At 39.5% G+C, this 18,265-nt stretch carries 16 protein-coding genes; 3 read left to right on the top strand and 13 right to left on the bottom strand.

Translation table 11 applies throughout. The features are described from left to right. Window positions 1-295 precede the first annotated feature (295 nt). The 3 genes from BLW74_RS06005 (at window position 296) to BLW74_RS05995 (ending at window position 3,431) form a co-directional block, all read left to right on the top strand. Entirely contained in the window at window positions 296-1,126 is an 831-nt protein-coding gene (locus BLW74_RS06005; RefSeq protein ID WP_089690507.1) for an SDR family oxidoreductase, read from the top strand. A 160-nt stretch (window positions 1,127-1,286) separates the two neighbouring features. Then, window positions 1,287-2,204, top strand: coding sequence for a helix-turn-helix domain-containing protein (locus tag BLW74_RS06000; RefSeq protein ID WP_089690506.1), 918 nt, complete (start codon window positions 1,287-1,289; stop codon window positions 2,202-2,204). Between the two features lie 114 nt (window positions 2,205-2,318). Next, window positions 2,319-3,431 carry a serine hydrolase domain-containing protein gene (locus BLW74_RS05995; RefSeq protein ID WP_089690505.1) on the top strand — a complete coding sequence of 371 codons (1,113 nt, stop codon included), beginning with the start codon at window positions 2,319-2,321 and terminating at the stop codon, window positions 3,429-3,431. Window positions 3,432-3,701: 270 nt separating this feature from the next. Here BLW74_RS05995 and BLW74_RS05990 read toward each other — a convergent pair whose 3' ends face one another. The 13 genes from BLW74_RS05990 to egtD all read right to left on the bottom strand — a co-directional run bounded on the left by BLW74_RS05990 (window position 3,702) and on the right by egtD (window position 18,192). Then, window positions 3,702-4,829 carry an aldo/keto reductase gene (locus BLW74_RS05990; RefSeq protein WP_089690504.1) on the bottom strand — a complete coding sequence of 376 codons (1,128 nt, stop codon included), beginning with the start codon at window positions 4,827-4,829 and terminating at the stop codon, window positions 3,702-3,704. Between the two features lie 138 nt (window positions 4,830-4,967). Further along, window positions 4,968-5,849, bottom strand: a complete 882-nt coding sequence (locus BLW74_RS05985) for an NAD-dependent epimerase/dehydratase family protein (RefSeq protein WP_089690503.1) — start codon at window positions 5,847-5,849, stop codon at window positions 4,968-4,970. Window positions 5,850-6,120: 271 nt separating this feature from the next. After that, a complete protein-coding gene (gene mgrA, locus BLW74_RS05980; RefSeq protein ID WP_089690502.1) occupies window positions 6,121-7,152 on the bottom strand; it encodes an L-glyceraldehyde 3-phosphate reductase in 1,032 nt (343 codons plus the stop codon). Window positions 7,153-7,242: 90 nt separating this feature from the next. Next, a complete protein-coding gene (locus tag BLW74_RS05975) occupies window positions 7,243-7,839 on the bottom strand; it encodes a cupin domain-containing protein (protein WP_089690718.1) in 597 nt (198 codons plus the stop codon). Between the two features lie 247 nt (window positions 7,840-8,086). Next, window positions 8,087-8,980 (bottom strand): helix-turn-helix domain-containing protein, encoded by an 894-nt coding sequence (locus BLW74_RS05970; RefSeq protein WP_089690501.1) that lies wholly within the window; start codon window positions 8,978-8,980, stop codon window positions 8,087-8,089. A 21-nt stretch (window positions 8,981-9,001) separates the two neighbouring features. Beyond that, window positions 9,002-9,832, bottom strand: a complete 831-nt coding sequence (locus tag BLW74_RS05965; protein WP_089690500.1) for a helix-turn-helix domain-containing protein — start codon at window positions 9,830-9,832, stop codon at window positions 9,002-9,004. A 267-nt stretch (window positions 9,833-10,099) separates the two neighbouring features. Continuing rightward, window positions 10,100-10,903, bottom strand: coding sequence for a helix-turn-helix domain-containing protein (locus BLW74_RS05960; RefSeq protein WP_089690499.1), 804 nt, complete (start codon window positions 10,901-10,903; stop codon window positions 10,100-10,102). 86 nt (window positions 10,904-10,989) lie between these two features. Further along, complete coding sequence (locus BLW74_RS05955; RefSeq protein ID WP_089690498.1) at window positions 10,990-12,033, bottom strand: SDR family oxidoreductase; 1,044 nt, start codon at window positions 12,031-12,033, stop codon at window positions 10,990-10,992. A gap of 313 nt (window positions 12,034-12,346) precedes the next feature. Continuing rightward, window positions 12,347-13,504 (bottom strand): MalY/PatB family protein, encoded by a 1,158-nt coding sequence (locus tag BLW74_RS05950; protein ID WP_089690497.1) that lies wholly within the window; start codon window positions 13,502-13,504, stop codon window positions 12,347-12,349. A gap of 11 nt (window positions 13,505-13,515) precedes the next feature. Then, window positions 13,516-15,081 (bottom strand): ABC transporter permease/substrate-binding protein, encoded by a 1,566-nt coding sequence (locus BLW74_RS05945; protein ID WP_089690496.1) that lies wholly within the window; start codon window positions 15,079-15,081, stop codon window positions 13,516-13,518. Beyond that, window positions 15,078-15,998, bottom strand: a complete 921-nt coding sequence (locus tag BLW74_RS05940) for an ABC transporter ATP-binding protein (protein WP_089690717.1) — start codon at window positions 15,996-15,998, stop codon at window positions 15,078-15,080. Before BLW74_RS05940 ends, BLW74_RS05945 begins: the two co-directional genes overlap by 4 nt. Before the next feature lie 7 nt (window positions 15,999-16,005). After that, the gene (egtB, locus tag BLW74_RS05935) at window positions 16,006-17,196 is read right to left on the bottom strand and encodes an ergothioneine biosynthesis protein EgtB (RefSeq protein WP_089690495.1); all 1,191 of its coding nucleotides are present in this window, start codon (window positions 17,194-17,196) and stop codon (window positions 16,006-16,008) included. A 15-nt stretch (window positions 17,197-17,211) separates the two neighbouring features. Further along, window positions 17,212-18,192, bottom strand: a complete 981-nt coding sequence (egtD, locus tag BLW74_RS05930) for an L-histidine N(alpha)-methyltransferase (RefSeq protein WP_089690494.1) — start codon at window positions 18,190-18,192, stop codon at window positions 17,212-17,214. Between the last annotated feature and the right edge of the window lie 73 nt (window positions 18,193-18,265).

Genomic DNA, 18,265 nt, shown 5'->3' with positions numbered 1-18,265 from the left:
TTACCGGATTTCCAGCTTTATTGCAAACCTGTACTGTTAAAGCGTCTTGGTCTGATAATGTTTTTACATTATTAATGTACACCGGCTGCGATAATGTACTTATGGTAAAGTATTGTCAGGGCTTGCAACAGGTAGCACTGCAGTGTAACGATAGCTAATTCGCCGATTGAAGCATTTCCGGAAAAAAACATAATCCTCATTTTGGATCATCAATCCCTTAATCTGGTTTACTCGTGATTTGAAATACGTTAGATATTTGCAATGTCAAAAATATTAAACAAATTAAATAACAGAAATGAAAAAAACAGTATTAATTACGGGAACATCATCAGGCTTTGGCGCCGCAACTGCAAATTATTTCGCGGCTCAGGGCTGGAATGTTATTGCCACAATGAGGGATACCCGTAAAGATCAAAATATCGGAAAGTCAGAAAATATCCTTATCAGCCAGTTGGATGTTCAGGACAAAAATTCTATTGATAAAGCAATCGAAGAGGGAATAAATCAGTTCGGAAATATTGATGTAGTGGTAAATAATGCAGGATATGGCCTGTTCGGAATTTTTGAAGGTGCATCCCGCGAAGCTGTACAGGCACAATTTGATGTGAATGTATTTGGGGCTATGGATGTAACAAGAGCCATTTTACCACATTTCCGCTCCAAAAGATCCGGGATCATTATCAATATCAGCTCCGGTGCAGGTGCTATTGGCTTCCCTATGGCTTCGATTTACAGTGCATCGAAATTTGCATTGGAGGGATGGACAGAAGGACTGAGGTATGAACTGGCATCATTAGGTATTGCTGCAAAAATTATTGAACCCGGAGGAGCACCGCAAACCAGCTTTATGAGCCGTATGGGTGATGAGGGCTTAGCCATACAGCAGATCGGGGATTATCTTCCTTTTTTAGAACAAATTGGCAAAGTTTATAATGGAATGCAGGGAACAGCAGATGCTGATGCAGTAGAAAAAGTAGTGCATGCCATTTTTGAAGCTGCTACTGATGGAACGGACCGTTTACGCTATTCTCCTACTGACGACATCAAGCCTATTCTGGATGCACGAAGAAATACTTCTGAAGAGAAATATCAGGCATTTACCAACACTATTTTCCTGCCGAAATAAGCAGATCCATGAAAACTATATTTGATATCATGGGCTTCTTCGGGTTTAGGATATAAGATGAATCAAATAAAAACATCCGTATTCATAAGTTGTGTCAGCTGTTAAAATTGGCTAAATTTAAATGATCAATTCACCTAAATAAAAATTTTACAATCAACTCATGATCGATAAATCGGTTAAAAAGAAAGAAGTGCATTATTTTAAGTCAATTACTGATTTATGCAGAGGGCTGGGCGTTTCCAGCCCTCTGCATCCCCTTATTGTTTCTGTCAATCATGCTGACATTGCTCCGGAATCGAAAGTAAAATATCTTGTTCACGACTTTTACATGGTGTCCTATAAAAGTAACCTAAAGGGCAAATTGAAATATGGACAGGGGCACTATGACTTTGATGAAGGAGGATTATTATTTGTAGCTCCGGGGCAGGCTCTTTCCGTCATTGATGATGACATCTGCAGCGGACGCAGCCTCTTCGTTCATCCTGATTTTTTTGCCGGCCATCCTCTTTCGAGGTTAATAACAAAATTCGGATTTTTTGGCTACAATATTAACGAAGCCCTTCATCTTTCGGAAAAGGAAAGGAATAAAATACTTCATATTTTTGAGAATATCCGGGAAGAAATTGAAACGGTAATAGACGATACAAGTCAGGAACTCATCCTCTCATATCTGGAAGTGCTGCTTAATTACAGCAACCGCTATTATAAGAGGCAGTTTATCACCAGAAAGGCTATAAACAGCCCTTTAACAGAGCGCTTTGAAATGCTCCTCAACAAGTATTATGAAGAAGGAGAATCCGTGCAGAGAGGGATTCCGTCAGTCGGTTATTTTTCAGCCAAGCTAAATGTATCGTATGGTTATCTTAGTGATCTTCTAAGGAGCATGACTGGGATGAATACCCAGCAGCATATCCACGCAAAACTGATCGAAATTGCCAAACAAAAGCTGTCCTTATCAGACCTTACTGCAGCTGAAATTGCTTTTGAGCTGGGGTTTGAGTATCCGCAGTCATTTAACAAACTTTTCAAAAACAAAACCGGTCTGACACCGCTGCAATTCCGAGAACGGCATAATTAGACTCACTATCAACCGTAAAAACAGCTTTACCACATGCAGGAAGTAAAATAGATAAGTAAATGTTATTTCCCGTTATTGCACATAAACCGCTCCAAAAAATAGTAAAATAATATAATGAACACTGTTAAAAATTTTAAAGTCATACTTCTGATTATTCTTGCAGCCTCACATTCGTATGCACAAAATCTGCAGCAAAAAATTAAAAAGATTGCTGATTCCACTTACGCTGCCAATCCCAAAGCTGTTGGGTTTGCACTCTATGTTGAAGCACCGGATCAAAAACTTTCTTTTGGTTACGCTACGGGCTACAACAACAGAGATACTCAACAGACACTAAAAGTGGATCAGCCGGTATTGATAGCCAGTACCACCAAGCCCTATATTGCGGCAGCTCTATTGAGGCTTGCGGAAAAAGGAAAACTTACTATAGATTACCCTATCAAAAAATATCTGAGCCCCCGGTCTGAAAAAGAACTTAGCCAGGCAGGTTATGATACATCCCGCATAACCATAAAACACCTGCTTTCTCATACCTCAGGCATCAGGGATTATGTAGATGCAGGCTATTTCAAATTTATCGGTGAACATCCCCAATATGCATGGACACGCGACGAACAGATCGCCAGGGCAGCACAACTTGGAAAACCACTTGCACAGCCAGGTGAAGGTTTTAAATATGCGGATATCAACTTTGTGTTACTTACCGAAATTATTGAAAATATCACCCATCGTCCCTACTATCTTTCCATCAGAAAGCTGCTCAGCTACAACAAGAACGGACTGCAAATTACCCGCTTTGCTAAATTTGAAAAAGCAGGCAGAAACACCCCTGAACAGGCGCACCAGTATTGGGATGAATTTGGATGGGATACTTACAATCTGGATCCATCATGGGACTTATATGGCGGTGGCGGAATCGTAACCAACGTTAAAGAAATAGCGCTGTTCTTTCAGCAGCTTTTTAATGGCTCCCTCATCAAAAACAAAAATATTCTTTATCAAATGACAACTGATGTGCCGCCAAATTTGGAGATCAACTATTGCCTTGGAGTGCGTAAGATTAAGTATGCGGGCTATTTAGGGTATAACCACGGTGGCGGTTTGGGTACTGATGCTATTTATATTCCTCAGTTGAACGCTTCCGTAGCAGTCGTGGCACTGGAAGCCGGCCATCGTCCGGTCGGTGTAGAAATGAGTAAACAGATCATAACACTTTTATCAAAATAACAGGTACATAACTTATTTTTTGTAAAAAAATGTATGAGGCAGCCAAGTTGGCTGCCTCATACCATATTAGAACATCCTACAGCAAATTAATTACAAAAAACAATGCTTTTTGACTTTAAACATGTACATTAACTGCGATCAATTATTTTACTCTCTATTTCCAAAGTGCATGTCTGACGCATACACCATTTTTCAATGAAAAGAATTTTTATCATTCAATTCGTGAACTTTAAGCGTCCTTTTTATTTTTCATTGATTTGTTAATATATATTATCCTTTGCTGGTCGGTGCATTAGGTTCTATTAATTTTTTGTTTTTCAGTTCTTCCCAAAATGCTGCAGGAATCTTAACATGCATAGACTCGTAATCTTCCCTGATCTGGTTGGGACTCTTCACCCCCGGAATAATAGCTGCTGCTACATCCGGAAAAGAAGCAAACTGAAGCGCTGCTGTTCTGAGGTCTACATGATGTGCTTTTGCAACAGCTCTAAGTTCTTCTCTTTTTTTAAGATATTCAGGAGGAATTACCCCTCCACCGTAATTATAACGGTTGCTTCCTGATAAAAAACCGGCATTAAGATTTGTTCCCATTACAAGGCTGACATTATTTTTACGTACCTCAGGAAATAGAGTATTTAATGCATTTTTGTGGTCAATAAGAGAGTATTGGGAAGCCAGTAATATAATATCCGGCTGTGCAACCTGCATGACCTTCAGTATGGGATCCGGTGTATTTACACCCACTCCCCAAGCCTTTATCAATCCTTCTTCTTTCATCTTTTCCAATTCAGGAAAAGCCCCTTTTGTTGCGACTTCAAAATGCTCAAGCCATCGCCCGTTCAGCCATTTATTATCCGGAGCAACGTCGTGAACATAAACAATATCTATACTGTCAATTCCAAGACGCTGTAAACTGTCTTCAATAGATCTTCTGACTGCCGGCCCGGAATAGTCATAAGTAACATTATTAGGTGAATGACTCATAGGATATAATGTGCGGTCGTCAATATGTTTAGATGCTTTCAGCAGTCTTCCTACCTTCGTGCTGATTACATAATCTGCTCTGTTCTGATTGTGTAAAAACATACCGTACCTGCGTTCAGCAAGTCCTAATCCGTAAAACGGAGCTACATCATAATACCTCACGCCACTATTCCATGCTGCTTCCAGCGTTTCGTAAGCCTGACGTTCAGGAATCATTTCAAATTCGTTTCCAAAGGGCACTCCTCCCATCCCGAATGTGTGCTGCAGCTTAAATTTTGGATTGTAGCCCGAAAGGTCAGCGTGTGTATCTGTTAATAGGCCTTCTGCCGTTGCGATGCCCGGCAGCATTGCAGCTGCTCCGGCAAGTATCACACCTTGCCCTGTTTTCTTTAAAAATTCACGTCTTGAAGTCATTGTTATGTTTTATATTTATATTTTCTGATAAGATCTAGTAGGATTAGTGTAAATTGTAAATGATCATGATATCCCTTGCTGCATATGAATTTTCTGCCCCAGATCAATAATTCCACAATTAAACTTATAGTTTCATTCTTAATGGCCAAGTTTTAAACGATCCTGAAAAGGTGCAATAATCTGTTCCCTGTTATATTGGGCCGGTTTTGGATCGTATAGAAGCATTTTTCTCGCCTTTGAAATATCAATAAAGTCAACATCACCATCAACGATACTAAAAGCCTCATACCAAAATTTATCTTTACTGCTGACAGCCAGATCCGTTGCCTGCACAACATTCTCCAAACTTACGTGTGTTCCCATATTGACTTTATCAATCGGCCCGTAGCGTAAAGCAATGGTTTCCATTTTTTTGTTCAGTCCGTACCACGCTATGATCTGTTCAGCCATAACTTTACTCATATGATAGGATAAGTCGATATCACGTGTATGCAGATCATCAGCTTTCAAATACTGAGAAACAAAAGACTGTCCTTCACTAATGGGATAGGAAAACGGAATTCCTCCTTCTATTCCGTAAATAGTAGTGGAACTGGCGTATATTAGCCTTTTAACTCCGCTTTCATAAGCCGCCCGGGCAACATTAGCCGTACCTTCCACATTGGTCCTGAAATAATCATTGAAATTTTTACCCGGAACAGGAGCAGGTATTGCGGCTTCATGAACAACCACATCTACCCCCTTCATTCTTCTCTTCAATTGATCATAATCAAGAATATCATCGCCTTCAAGAAGATCATAGCCCACAATATCATACTTGTTTCCAAAAGCCTTAACAAAAGCACTTCCAACATAGCCCAGATGGCCGGTAACCAGAACTTTTAATTTCTTCTCACCAGGACTCTTCGATTGAGAAGCTGATTGGGAAAAGGAAAAATTTCCGATGCAAATCACGAAAAACAGCATCAGGAACTTTCTTGTTTCAGATACCATTTTCCGATCTAAATCTTTGTATTTCATATTCTTAAAATTTATACTACAAAGTTAGATTGACTGCCATGCATGTTCTATATTCACATCAAACAGAAATCTATGAATATCAAACAGGTAAGGGTACAGGAAATTTTATTTGAGGCTGAACGGGTACTGTTCAGCTTTATCAAAAACGTAAAACACCACTGAAAGTGATAAGATTTTGTGCAGTATTTAAACAAAAAAAGGAACCTTAATGATTCCTTTTATCTATTTTGAACACCCTCAGGGTTATACTTTTGTGGACAGTTAATTGCTTTTATGCATTTTCCGAAGACTGCTGCCATAGATTTATGCCTCCGTCTTTAGCAAAAAGATCGATTTGTTTTAATTCATCCATCGTAAATTCAAGATTATCCAAAGCACCAACACAATCAATAACCTGTTGTGGTTTGCTTGCTCCGATCAGTGCGGAAGTAACCCTTCCTTGTTTTAATGTCCAGGCAATAGCCATCTGAGCTAAGGTCTGACCGCGTTTCATAGCGATTGCATTCAGCTCCCTGATATTTTGGAGATTCTCTTCAGTCAGAAATCCCTGCTGTAAAGATTTGCCCTGAGAAGCTCTGCTGTCCTCCGGAATATCGTTCAGATATTTATTGGTCAGCATTCCCTGCGCTAAAGGCGAAAATACGATGGATCCTAATTTTAAATCGTCCAGAGTTTCTAATAATCCGTCCTTCTCGATCCAACGATTCAGCATGGAATAGCTGGGCTGATGGATAATGAATGGTGTACCCAAAGCTTTGAGAATTTCATAAGCCTCCTTCGTACGCTGAGAATTGTAAGATGAAATCCCTACATAAAGTGCTTTTCCTGAACGAACCAGCTGATCCAGTGCCATCATGGTTTCTTCCAATGGTGTATTGGGATCGTAACGGTGAGAATAAAAAATATCAACATAATCAACTCCCATTCTTTTAAGAGACTGATCGCAGCTGGCGATAATATATTTTTTGCTGCCCCATTCACCGTATGGGCCTGGCCACATATAATATCCTGCCTTAGAAGAAATAATGAGTTCATCCCGCAGTCCTGAGAACTCTTCCTTTAGTATTTTCCCAAATGCGATCTCGGCACTTCCCGGCTTTGGCCCGTAATTATTGGCCAGATCAAAATGCGTTATACCCAGATCAAATGCTGTTGTACAGATATCAACTTTATTTTTATGAGGGGTATCATCACCAAAGTTATGCCACAGCCCCATTGATATGGCTGGCAGTAAAAGTCCACTATTACCGGTGCGGTTATACAGCATTTTTTCGTAGCGATTATCTTTTGGAATCCATTTCATATTATTCAATTTTACTATTATTTTTTAATTTGCCTCTTTAAAGGTATAAATGTGCAGCTTGAAGTCTCAGATTAAAAAATTAAGACCAGCTTATTTAGTTGGGTGCGCTTTAGGATTAGAGCTGAACCAGCCTCTACGGTCATGGTGAACACCGTATTCGTCAACAATTGCCCCCTGAGGGCCTGCCATCATAAAATGCCAGGTTTCCACTTTCTTCAGGGCCGAGGTATCTCCTGCCTTTATAATGGCAAAATTCTTACTTTTAACCGATCCAAATGAAGCGGGAATCAAAGGAGGATCTGGTGTAGGATCACCAACTTCCGAAAAATTGTAAATCCAGCCTCTGATTACTTTCCAGCTTTCATATTTTGCTGGTTTCTTTGGCGCTTCCATTATAGCCCGATGAATATGCTCAGGGATCATCTGATTGGGCAATAGGTACATAGTCATCGCAAAATAGTCATAAAGGGGATCATTAAACCAGGTAACACTTGCCAGTCCTACATGCTCAAAATCACCTAACCCAAAGTCACTTATCCATATCTCGCTGTCTATTTTATCAGTATAAAGCTCACCATGGCTCAAAATAACTTCTTTAACAGCCTGTTTGGCTACATCTTTCTGAAAGATGCCGTTCTTGTAAAAATCTTTATTGGTATACTGTTTCTCCAGCTTATTCTGATTCATAATTTGCGCATTGCTTTTTAAAGAGATCATGCTCAATAGCATTATCATTATTGTTTTCAATAAAGTATTCATAGTATTTATCTTTCTATAAATTTACCGGTATGGCCAGTTGTCTTAATTTTTTATAACTAATTCGGCCGATATTTAAATATTGCCCATACAAATTTATGAACATGAAAAAACAGATCACCTATTGGCTTCAAACAAATACCTATGCATATCAAACCAATGCTCAAAAACCTTTGGCTTAAGAGTTTCTGACAGAACTGGGTGATGTACCGGTATGCTTTTTAAAATAGCTGGTAAAATTATTCGGTTCCTGAAATCCCAGCATGTAAGCGATTTCAGAAATATTGAATTGATTTTGTTTCAACAGATAAACAGCTTCCTGTATAATCCTATGATTAATATATTCCGAAGTGGTCTTTCCGGTGATATCTTTCAGGGCCCGGTTCAGTGAATTCACATGAACAGACAGATTTTCGGCATAATCCTGTGCTGATCTTAAAACCAAACCAATAGCGGGATCAACGGGAAACTGCCTGTCAAGGAGCTCCAGAAAAAGAGAAGTCATGCGTGAAGCAGAATTACCATACTGTCTGTAATCTTCTGAAGGCTTCAGTTTAATAGCCTGATGCATTACAATATGCAGGTAATTGCGCAGTACATCATATTTATAAGTATAATCTGAATTAAATTCTTCCAACATATTCTGAAATATGCCGGTGATGAGCAGTTCTTCTTTGCTCTCCAGAAAGAAAACAGGCAAACCTCCGGCCTTAAAGAAGGGATTTTGTTTTAGTGTTCCGCTGCGCTCTCCCTGGTACAGAAATTCTTCATTGAACAGACAGAACCACCCTTTGCGGTCCTCAACTTCATTTTCCCACGCATAGGGAATCATCGGATTTGAAAATTGCAGCGCAGGTCTATCAATATCTACCCATCGGTCTGCATAAAATAGTTTACCGGGATCAAGCACAAGCGCTACCTTGTAAAAATTTCTACGGCCATAAGCAGAAGTTAAGGGGCAGTTATCTCTTGTAAAGATACCGAAATGTTCTATTTTGGGCTCACCAACCATATCTTGTACCCTTTTGGTAGATCTTTGGCTGAATTCTTCTAGTTTTTCTGTCTTTTTCATCGTTAATTCTGCTATTTCAACTTAACTTTTGGGTTTTTCTGTTTCATTGGAGACCATTCTTCCTGATTCTGCAAGCGAGGAAGGCGTGTAACCATACTTTTTTTTAAAACACTGGGTAAAATGTGAAAAATTTTCAAATCCCAGCTCAAGATACAGAGCACCCGGTCTTCTTCTTTTGTTTTCCAGGAGAAAATGAGCTTCTTCAAGGCGTCGTTGAACGAGCCAGCGAGAAGGTGTCTGGTTATACAGCAGCTTAAAATCCCTTTTAAATGTTGAAAGACTTCTGCCCGAAAGAAATGCAAGGTATTCTAAAGAGACATTGAACTTGTAATTCTTCTGCATAAAAGTCAGGAGATCTATTTTTTCCGGATCACCAAAATCGAAAAGTATCATCGCTAATTCAGGCTTTACCTCCAGAAGTACGAGAAGTAGCTCCTCACTCTTGATGCGCAGATATTTACTTTCAATTTCACTCTTTCCCCTGTAATAAGGAATCAGTGATTGTAAATAATTTTCCAGCAGTCCTTTTTTAGGCAGGCAAATAAATGCTGATCTGTTTTTATTTTTAAAGCTGGCATCATATTTATATTTTTCACTAAATTCTTTGAGAAATTCCTGACTGAAGGGCATAATAATTTTTTCAAACTCTCCATTAACGGGAATCTTGCTGTGGCGTTGCAGCTGATTTCTGACAACCATACAGCATTCGCCGTTCCTGAGCAAAACATTTGTTTTTCCATCAAAGCCTCTCATTGATCCCTTGACCAGAAACAGAAATGTATGATCCATTAAAAAATGCTCGGGGGAGATCATTGGTTCTACCGGACAGTTAGTCAAATCTGTAATTTTCATTTCATCTCAAATTTTAATTCGTCTCTACTGCTGAAAATTCACTTCCAATGAGTACACTTTACCCATTTCATTAAAATTTTTCTATAGATTGCCACAATCCGGAAAATAAGGTCTCCGGAATTATTACCACGCCTTTTATAGATCTGAACTTCATCGGGTTACAAACCTGTTTCCTTCTGAATCTTTATCCATTGTTTCTTATACAAATTTCTGAAAAAATCCCTTATCGTATTGTTGTAAAAAGTCCAAATTAATGTTTTCAAAAGGTCAGCGGCTGCTCTTAGGCTTTCCGGCCAAATGAGTTGGCGGATGTCCGAACATTTTTTTAAATGCAAAAGAGAAATGGGAAAAATTTTCAAAACCAAGATCGAGATAGATCTCAGAAGGCTTTTTGCCTTTTTTGTCGATAAGATAATACGCTTCTTCCAATCGTTTCTGCACAAGCCACTGCCTTGGAGTGGCATGAAATATTTTTTCAAAGTCACGTTTGAAAGCGGAAAGGCTCCTTCCCGTCAGATAGGCAAACCGTTCTATACTCACATTGAACGTGTAATTGCGGTTCATAAACTCCTCAAGGTTTATTTTTTCGGGACTCGCAAAATCAAAAAAGACATTGGCAAGTTCTGGATTTACCTTCAGGAGCACGAGCAGCAGTTCGGTCCTCTTGACATCTAAGAACTGTTCTTCCATTATTCCATCTTCATTAAAATAAGGAATTATCGAATCCATAAAATTTTTAACCAGCTTATCTTTAGCCAATGGAATGATAGCACCTGCTGCTTTTGTTTCTTCAGCAGTAAACCCGTACAAATCCTTAAAATTCTTTAGAAAATCCTGCCCGAACAAAATGAATATCTTTTTGAAAGGCTTATCCTCCGGCTGTTTGATGTATTTAGCAAGGTGATTTCTTCTGCCTATGCCGTAATCTCCGGAATCGATTTGATATTCCTTATGTCCATCATAAACAAGCATTGAGCCCGAGACCAGATACATAAAGCAATGGTCTGGGATAAACTGCTCCGTACCGGGAGAAGGACTCATATAACAGGAAGCAATACTTGATTCTTTCATATGATAAATGTAATAATTATTGCTTTACCAGTTGCTGCGTAAAAATAAGATTTTCAACACGCATGCCAGCTGGAATTTATTATTTCTTATTTTTTTATCAGACCTAGCTTTAACATTGAATTTGCTGTAGCCATTACTGCTTCTTCACTAGAACGGGGTGACCACTTTAGTAACTGCTTCGCTTTATCCCCACTCGTTTCTGCATATTTACCCAGCAGCGTAGCCAGCATGCGTAATGATGGATTGAATATCGCGGCTGTTCTGACGATCCAATTGGGCAGCTCTCTGGTAGGAACCTTCGCTGCCGTCTCCCCTAGATTTTTTTTCAATATGTTAGCAACATCCAGCATTGACAAAGCATTACCGGTGGTAGCCAGAAATCTCTCACCATTGGCATTCGGATGTGTCATAGCAAGGAGATGGAGATCAGCAACATCACGTACATCCACATGGCAGCAGTATACTTTTGGACATGCTCCGATCTCTCCTTCCAGCATTTTCTTCACTACCTGATTGGAATGGGAATAATCTGTACCGAGAACCGGCCCCATTACGGCCACAGGATTAACCGTTGAAAGCTCAAGACCGGCTCCCTCATTACTGATAAACTCCCACGCCGTTTTTTCTGCAATTGTTTTTGATTTTTGATAAGGATGAAGATTGGCCTTAAGATTTGACCAGTCTTTTTCAGTATAAGGTGTTGTACGATTTATATTTCCCATCCCTACTGCTCCGTAAGCAGATGTGAGAACTACTCTCTTAACACGGGCTGCCCTCGCAGCTCTCAAAACCCTTAGCACACCTTCTTTTGCAGGGACGATCATTTCGTCTTCGTGCTTATAATTCACAATGGGGGTTGGAGATGCTATATGCAGAACATAGGTGCACCCCTGCACAGCCTTATCCCAATTGTTATCTTTTGATAGGTCAGCCTGCATAAAGGAGAGGTCTTCAAATGCGTCTATCCCTCCTTTTCTCAGCATATCTTTCACCTCATCCTGTCTGTTAAGAGAACGAAGTGTTGTTCTTACCTTATACCCTTGTTCAAGTAATTTTATGATACAATGAACAGCGATGAACCCGGAACCGCCCGTTACAAGGACTTCTGTTTTACCATTTAAATTTTTCATTTTCTTTGAATTTATATTGCAAAGATCGCCTGAAAAAGCAATGGCATGTTTTGTTGGAAAGTCCAAGTTTATTGTGCCAGAAAGTCCAAGTTGATATCATCAATTGCTTCCTTCCAACTGACATAAAATTCTGCAAAATCAATTATTTTACAGAATTTCTACGGGAATACTTTTTTATACTTTAAACTGATCCATCTCTCAGAGATGGGTAACCTTAATACTTACTACCTTTCGAAATATAAGCTAAGCATCGTCTTTCTAAATTTATAATAGCTTTCCAATTGAATTATATAGCAATTTCAGTGTTGGAATTTCACTCCTGCAAAGCTTTTTTCAACCGTTCAAGGCCTTCATTCAGAAGCTGTCTCGGGCAGCCGATATTGATTCTCAGGAAACCTTCTCCATTACTTCCATACATCGTTCCTGAATTGAGCCAGACTTTACCTTCCATGAGAAGAATCTTTGACAGTTCATCAGAACTTTTACCAAACAAGGTGCAATCCAGCCAAACAAGATAGGTGGCCTCCAAAGGAACCACTTTAATTGCGGGCAGATGTTCATTGCAGTAGTTTCTCAGAAACAGAAAGTTTTCATACAGATAGTGTTTAAGCGAATCCAGCCAACTGTGTCCTTTGGTATAGGCTGCAATCATGGCTTCTGCTGCAATTGGATTAGGATAACTGTTTTCCTGAAGCTCTAAAGTCTTATGAATTTGCTGTAATAAATTTTTGTTCGGAGAAATAAGATATGATATAGGTAAACCTGAAAAATTAAAGGTCTTACACGGAGAACCACAGGTTACCGATTCAAGATCATAGCGCTGCGCTACTGAAACAAATGGAATATGCCGGTGGCTATTAAAAACTAAATCAGAATGAATTTCATCAGAAACCACCATTACTTTATTTCGTGAACAGATATCCGCTATCTTTTCCAGATCTTCTCTTTTCCAGACTTTGCCAACAGGATTATGAGGATTACAAAACAGCAGCAGCTTTGTTTTCGGATCAGCAGCTTTCCTTTCCAGATCGTCAAAATCAATACTGTAATCCCCGTCTGCATATTTCAATTCATTGCAGACGATATGTCCTCCATAATTTTCTAAAATGGTAAAAAAATGATTATAAACAGGAGTTTGCAAAATAATATTTTCATCGGGTTTCACAAAAGTACGGACGACTGCCGACAGTGATGGAAGCATTCCCGTGGCAGGTAACATCCAGTCCTTTTCTATAATAAAATCATGCTCTGTTTTCCACCAATGGATCACCGACTGATAAAAAGCATCGGGAATGGTGCCGTAACCGAAAATACCGTGTGAGACTTTTTTAGAGATCGCTTCTATCACTTCCGGCGCTGTTTTAAAATCCATATCAGCAACCCACATGGGCAATATATCTTCTTTTGCCCAATCCCATTTTACGGAATGTGTTCCTCTTCTTTCTATGATTTCGTCGAAATTGTATTTCATTGGTGGATAGATTATTTTGAATCCAGATAATTTTTCAGATCTGAAATATTTTTAATTGTAAGCTCCTGAGCCTGCTTTCTCCGCATCATCAAGGCATAGGCGTTATTAAATCCGAGTGGTTTCAGCCATTGGATTCCGTATTGTTTCCGGAACTCCGTATTAACGTACTCGAATGTTTTTTCAGGGCTCTTAGACACTTCTTCTATTGTTTTTGCAGATGGTTTCAGTAAGACCAAAAGTCCGGTTCCAGTATATTCGGGATAAAAATCTATCGCATCATTCATAAGAGCATCAAAGCAGATTTTCGTTCCCCCGAGCCCGGTTTTTGTTTCTACCCTGTAGTCTGTATAGCCTTCAATGAGCATTCTGTAAATTTCGGCAAGAATGTATTGTTCGCCAAAAATTTTCGATCCGATTTTTATCGTCTGGGAATTTCCTTTGCGCGGGTTTTTATATAAATTCATGTTCATTAGAAAACCTCTGGCGATTTTCTCGGGAGTCTGTTTCAGATAATCCGCTTTATAGTTAAGGTCTGTCATTAGGGAATCATTGAATTTTCCAGATAAAAGGTTCAATGTTTTTTCTAATTCAGGAAATTTTTCCAGGGTTTTTGTCTTGATAATGGGAGCGGCAAAATAAGGAGGAAAAATCTTCTTATCATCATTCAGAACATAGAGATCAAAAGCCTTGATTCTGCCATCTGTAGAATATCCGCTGATCAGATCAAGCTCTTTTTCATAAGCTGCTTTGTACATAATAGCATCGCTTACCACCAGAGGATGTACGTTAAGACCATATACGGATCTAAGTCCCAGATCACCGTCCTGCCGTCCCATGAACTCCGGGGTAAAACCAGCTTTAAGCTTATGATCCGAAGCGGAACCCAAAAGATAGACCCCTCCAATGATGATTAATATAACAGGAATACTGTATATTATTTTATTTACCGAACGATAGCTTAACTTCTGTAAAACAGCAATAGTCTGATCCAAAAGAACGGCCAATACTGCTGCGGGAATGGCTCCGGCCAGAATCATATTCGTACTGTTGAGGGAAATTCCGCCAAAAATAAACTCTCCCAAACCTCCTGCAGCCACAAATGATGCTAAGGTTGCAACACCAACATTGATCACTGCCGCTGTTCTGATGCCTGCAATAATGACAGGCATGGCTAAAGGAAGTTCTACTTTGAAAAGCATCTGCTTCCTGTTCATTCCCATTGCTTTTGCAGCTTCAGTTACCGCCGGATCTACTTCGGTAATTCCGGTGTAGGTGTTTCTTATAATGGGTAAAAGGGCGTAGATGAGCAATGCAACAATAGCCGGAGTTGCGCCGATTCCGAAAACAGGAATCATAAAACCGAGCAAAGCTATGCTGGGAATGGTCTGTAAAATGCCCGCAATACCTAAAACAGAACCTGACAGCTTTCTTTTTCGGGCTATTAAAATTCCTAATGGTAACCCGATCATGATGGCCAGAAACAAAGATAAAAATGTAAGGCCAAGATGCTGTACAGCCTGAACCAGTAATTTTTCATGCTGCTCTGTGATAAATTGCCAAAAGCTCTGTTCACTCATACAGTCTGGAATTTTCGGTATTCGTTAAATGCTTTAACCAGAGTTTCATAATCTGCGGAAAGCGAGCCGTCTGTACTCAACTGCTGCATAACATTCCAAATGCCGGCATCTTCTGAAAAATGAAGATCTTCATAGAAACGGTTACCATCAATGAAAGCTGCTACATCTTTCAATGTGGTTACTTTATATTCCAGCAGCAGCCGGTTTTGAGCAAAGAAATCTTTAACAAAATCATTTTCCGGCTGGTACAGAATTTCTTTTGGAGTCCCGGTCTGCATAATTTTACCTTTGTCCATCATACAAATCTTATGACCCAGATCAAATGCCTCCTGTACATCATGAGTGACCAGAATGATGGTTTTATTTTTAAGTTCTTCCAAAGATGTAAATTCTGCATGAATATCAGCTTTGGTGATCGTATCCAATGCACCGAAGGGTTCGTCCATCAGCAAAACCGGTGAATCTGCAATCAATGCTCTTGCAATTCCTACCCTTTGCTGCTGGCCGCCGCTTAATTCGTTGGGGAAGCGGGTAAGCACATCTTCTGAAAGATGAAGTTTATGTAACAGCTCAAGTGTTCTGTCTTTTGTCTTATTTTTGTTCCATTTTAATAAATCGGGAATCACTGCAATATTCTGCTGAATGGTGTAATGTGGAAATAATCCGGAGTGCTGCATAACAAAACCAATTCCCATTCTAAGCTCTTCCGGTTTTTGGGATTTAATGTTTCTTCCGTCAATCAGAATATTTCCGGAATCTGCTTCTATAAGGCGGTTAATCATTTTCAGCATGGTCGTTTTTCCGCAGCCGCTTGTTCCCAACAGCACCAGAATTTCCTTATCACCGGCCTGAAATGAAATACCGTCAACAGCTTTTTTTCCGTTAAAACTTTTTGAAACCGATTCAACTGTAATCATAGGCAAATTATTGTGCAAGTCGGATTCCTGTAAACTGCCACTGCAAATGCGTCTGGAAAAAATTGCGGTAGGTATTTCGGCTGTGCCCTGGCGGAGTGGCTGCTGAAGCACCACGAAGCACCATTTGATTTACCATAAATTTTCCGTTATACTCACCTACAGCACCCGCTTCTTTTTTAAATCCCGGATAAGGAAGATAGGCAGAATTGGTCCATTCCCATCGTTTTCCCCATTCAAAATGTTCTGATGCCGCTTCCCATTCAGCTTCGGTGGGCAGGCGTTTTCCTTTCCATGAAGCAAAAGCGGAAGCTTCGAAAAAATTAATGTGGCATAGAGATTCTTCCAAATCAATTTCATGCAGGCCGTTTAATGTATAATTCATCCATTTTCCATCAATGAAATGCCAATATAACGGGGATCTCGCACTGTTCTGCTTTACCCAATCCCAACCTTCTGCGTGCCAGTGCCGGAAATCTTCGTAACCGCCGGCTTCTACAAATTCCAGATATTCTTTATTGGTTACCAGCTGGCTGCTTATTGTAAAATCATTCAGATACACTTTGTGTCTTCCAAGCTCATTATCAAAGCAGAAACCTTCACCGTTAAAACCAATTTCATAGATTCCTTCTGAAAAACGGAGTATTTCCGGGGCTTCGGTATTTTCTTTTTTTGCAATATGTTCTTTTTTGTAAGCGGGAAATAAAGGATTATGCCCCAAAATATATTTAATATCCGTGAGTAATAATTCCTGGTGCTGCTGTTCGTGGTTTAAACCTAATTCCAATAATGGTTCAAGGGATTCTGTAAGATATCCGTTCTGAAGAAATTCATTCATTTTCCGATCTACATATTCACGATATTTAAAAACCTCTGAAACGGAGGGACGGCTTAGATTTCCCCTGTCGGTACGGATAACACGGGCTCCTATGGTTTCGTAATAACTGTTGAATACAAAATTATACTGAGGATCAAAAACTTCATATCCCGGAAAATTGGGCTGTAAAATAAAAGTTTCGAAAAACCACGTGGTATGTCCCAAATGCCATTTCGGAGGGCTTACATCTACGATAGGCTGAACCACGTAATCTTCAATTTCCAGAGGGCTGCAAATCTCAACGGAATGGTTCCTTATTTCAGTATACTTTTTAAGCCAGTTCTTATGAGGGTTTGCTTCTACAAGCAATGCATCTTTTTTCATAAAAAATCGTTTTAATTATACCATCCAGACAGAATCCACAAACCAGCTTTTAGCATCTCTGATTTCCACAAGAATATGAAAGCCTGCATCTACCGCCAGCTTTTTGATATCCTGCTCGGAAAACTTCTGAGAAATTTCCATATCAATCCACTCATCTCTTTTAAAATGAAACAGGCGGCTTCCTACATGAACTTCCTGATCACAAAGGCTTACCAGAAAGCTTCTGCAGGCCCCTGAAATGGGATCATAATTCTGATAATGCTGGAAATTTTCCAATTTGAAATCAGCGTTCAGCTCCCTGTTAATCCTTGTCAGAAGATTAAGATTGAATGATGCGGTAATACCCGCAGGATCATTATATGCGGCAAGGATGGTCTTAGGATTTTTCTTAAGATCAAAACCTACAAGAAACAGGTCTCCGGGATTGAGTTTTCTCTTGACCTCACTGCAGAAATGTCTGGCTTCCTCGTTTTCCATATTTCCTATATTTCCTCCTAAGAAAAGGACTACTTTTTTTCTTTTTGAAAGAGCTGTTGCTTTATCAAGCATATCAAAATACTCTCCTTCCAGCGGTACTATTTTCAGTTCCGGAAGTTTTTTATTCAGGTTTTCCTGCAAGACGGAAAGAATATTCCCTGAGATATCAATAGGCATATAAGTAAAGTCGGTTCCTTTATCCACCAGATTCTTAAGAAGATAAGATGATTTCATGGCATCTCCGGCTCCTAATTCTATCAGGTCAAAGGACTCATTGATATGGGAAATTGCTTTTGCGAGTTCTTCTGTTTTATTTTGGAATATATCCAGTTCGCAATCGGTAAGATAATATTCCGGCATGGCCATGATCTGCTGGAAAAGGCGGTCGCCTGTTTTATCGTAAAAATATTTTGAAGACAATTTCTTCGGATGGGCAGACAGGCCTTTTAAAATATCTGAGCTGAAACTGTCCGTATAATCATTATTAAGATGATAATCCTGTTTTATCTGTACATTCATAGTTTATATTTTGGTTGGGTGATTGATTGAATACAACTATCTTGCCGACAATTAAATATCTTCCTGTCAGTCT

This window comes from Chryseobacterium culicis (genome assembly GCF_900108365.1).
GTDB classification, from domain to species: Bacteria; Bacteroidota; Bacteroidia; order Flavobacteriales; family Weeksellaceae; genus Chryseobacterium; species Chryseobacterium culicis.
This window is presented reverse-complemented; position numbering and strand designations above follow the sequence as displayed.

Coding starts and splice junctions, on each gene's coding strand:
- BLW74_RS06005 (WP_089690507.1), top strand. CDS start 296: ATGAAAAAAACAGTATTAATTACGGGAACATCATCAGGCTTTGGCGCC.
- BLW74_RS06000 (WP_089690506.1), top strand. CDS start 1,287: ATGATCGATAAATCGGTTAAAAAGAAAGAAGTGCATTATTTTAAGTCA.
- BLW74_RS05995 (WP_089690505.1), top strand. CDS start 2,319: ATGAACACTGTTAAAAATTTTAAAGTCATACTTCTGATTATTCTTGCA.
- BLW74_RS05990 (WP_089690504.1), bottom strand. CDS start 4,829: ATGACTTCAAGACGTGAATTTTTAAAGAAAACAGGGCAAGGTGTGATA.
- BLW74_RS05985 (WP_089690503.1), bottom strand. CDS start 5,849: ATGAAATACAAAGATTTAGATCGGAAAATGGTATCTGAAACAAGAAAG.
- mgrA (WP_089690502.1), bottom strand. CDS start 7,152: ATGAAATGGATTCCAAAAGATAATCGCTACGAAAAAATGCTGTATAAC.
- BLW74_RS05975 (WP_089690718.1), bottom strand. CDS start 7,839: ATGAATCAGAATAAGCTGGAGAAACAGTATACCAATAAAGATTTTTAC.
- BLW74_RS05970 (WP_089690501.1), bottom strand. CDS start 8,980: ATGAAAAAGACAGAAAAACTAGAAGAATTCAGCCAAAGATCTACCAAA.
- BLW74_RS05965 (WP_089690500.1), bottom strand. CDS start 9,832: ATGAAAATTACAGATTTGACTAACTGTCCGGTAGAACCAATGATCTCC.
- BLW74_RS05960 (WP_089690499.1), bottom strand. CDS start 10,903: ATGAAAGAATCAAGTATTGCTTCCTGTTATATGAGTCCTTCTCCCGGT.
- BLW74_RS05955 (WP_089690498.1), bottom strand. CDS start 12,033: ATGAAAAATTTAAATGGTAAAACAGAAGTCCTTGTAACGGGCGGTTCC.
- BLW74_RS05950 (WP_089690497.1), bottom strand. CDS start 13,504: ATGAAATACAATTTCGACGAAATCATAGAAAGAAGAGGAACACATTCC.
- BLW74_RS05945 (WP_089690496.1), bottom strand. CDS start 15,081: ATGAGTGAACAGAGCTTTTGGCAATTTATCACAGAGCAGCATGAAAAA.
- BLW74_RS05940 (WP_089690717.1), bottom strand. CDS start 15,998: ATGATTACAGTTGAATCGGTTTCAAAAAGTTTTAACGGAAAAAAAGCT.
- egtB (WP_089690495.1), bottom strand. CDS start 17,196: ATGAAAAAAGATGCATTGCTTGTAGAAGCAAACCCTCATAAGAACTGG.
- egtD (WP_089690494.1), bottom strand. CDS start 18,192: ATGAATGTACAGATAAAACAGGATTATCATCTTAATAATGATTATACG.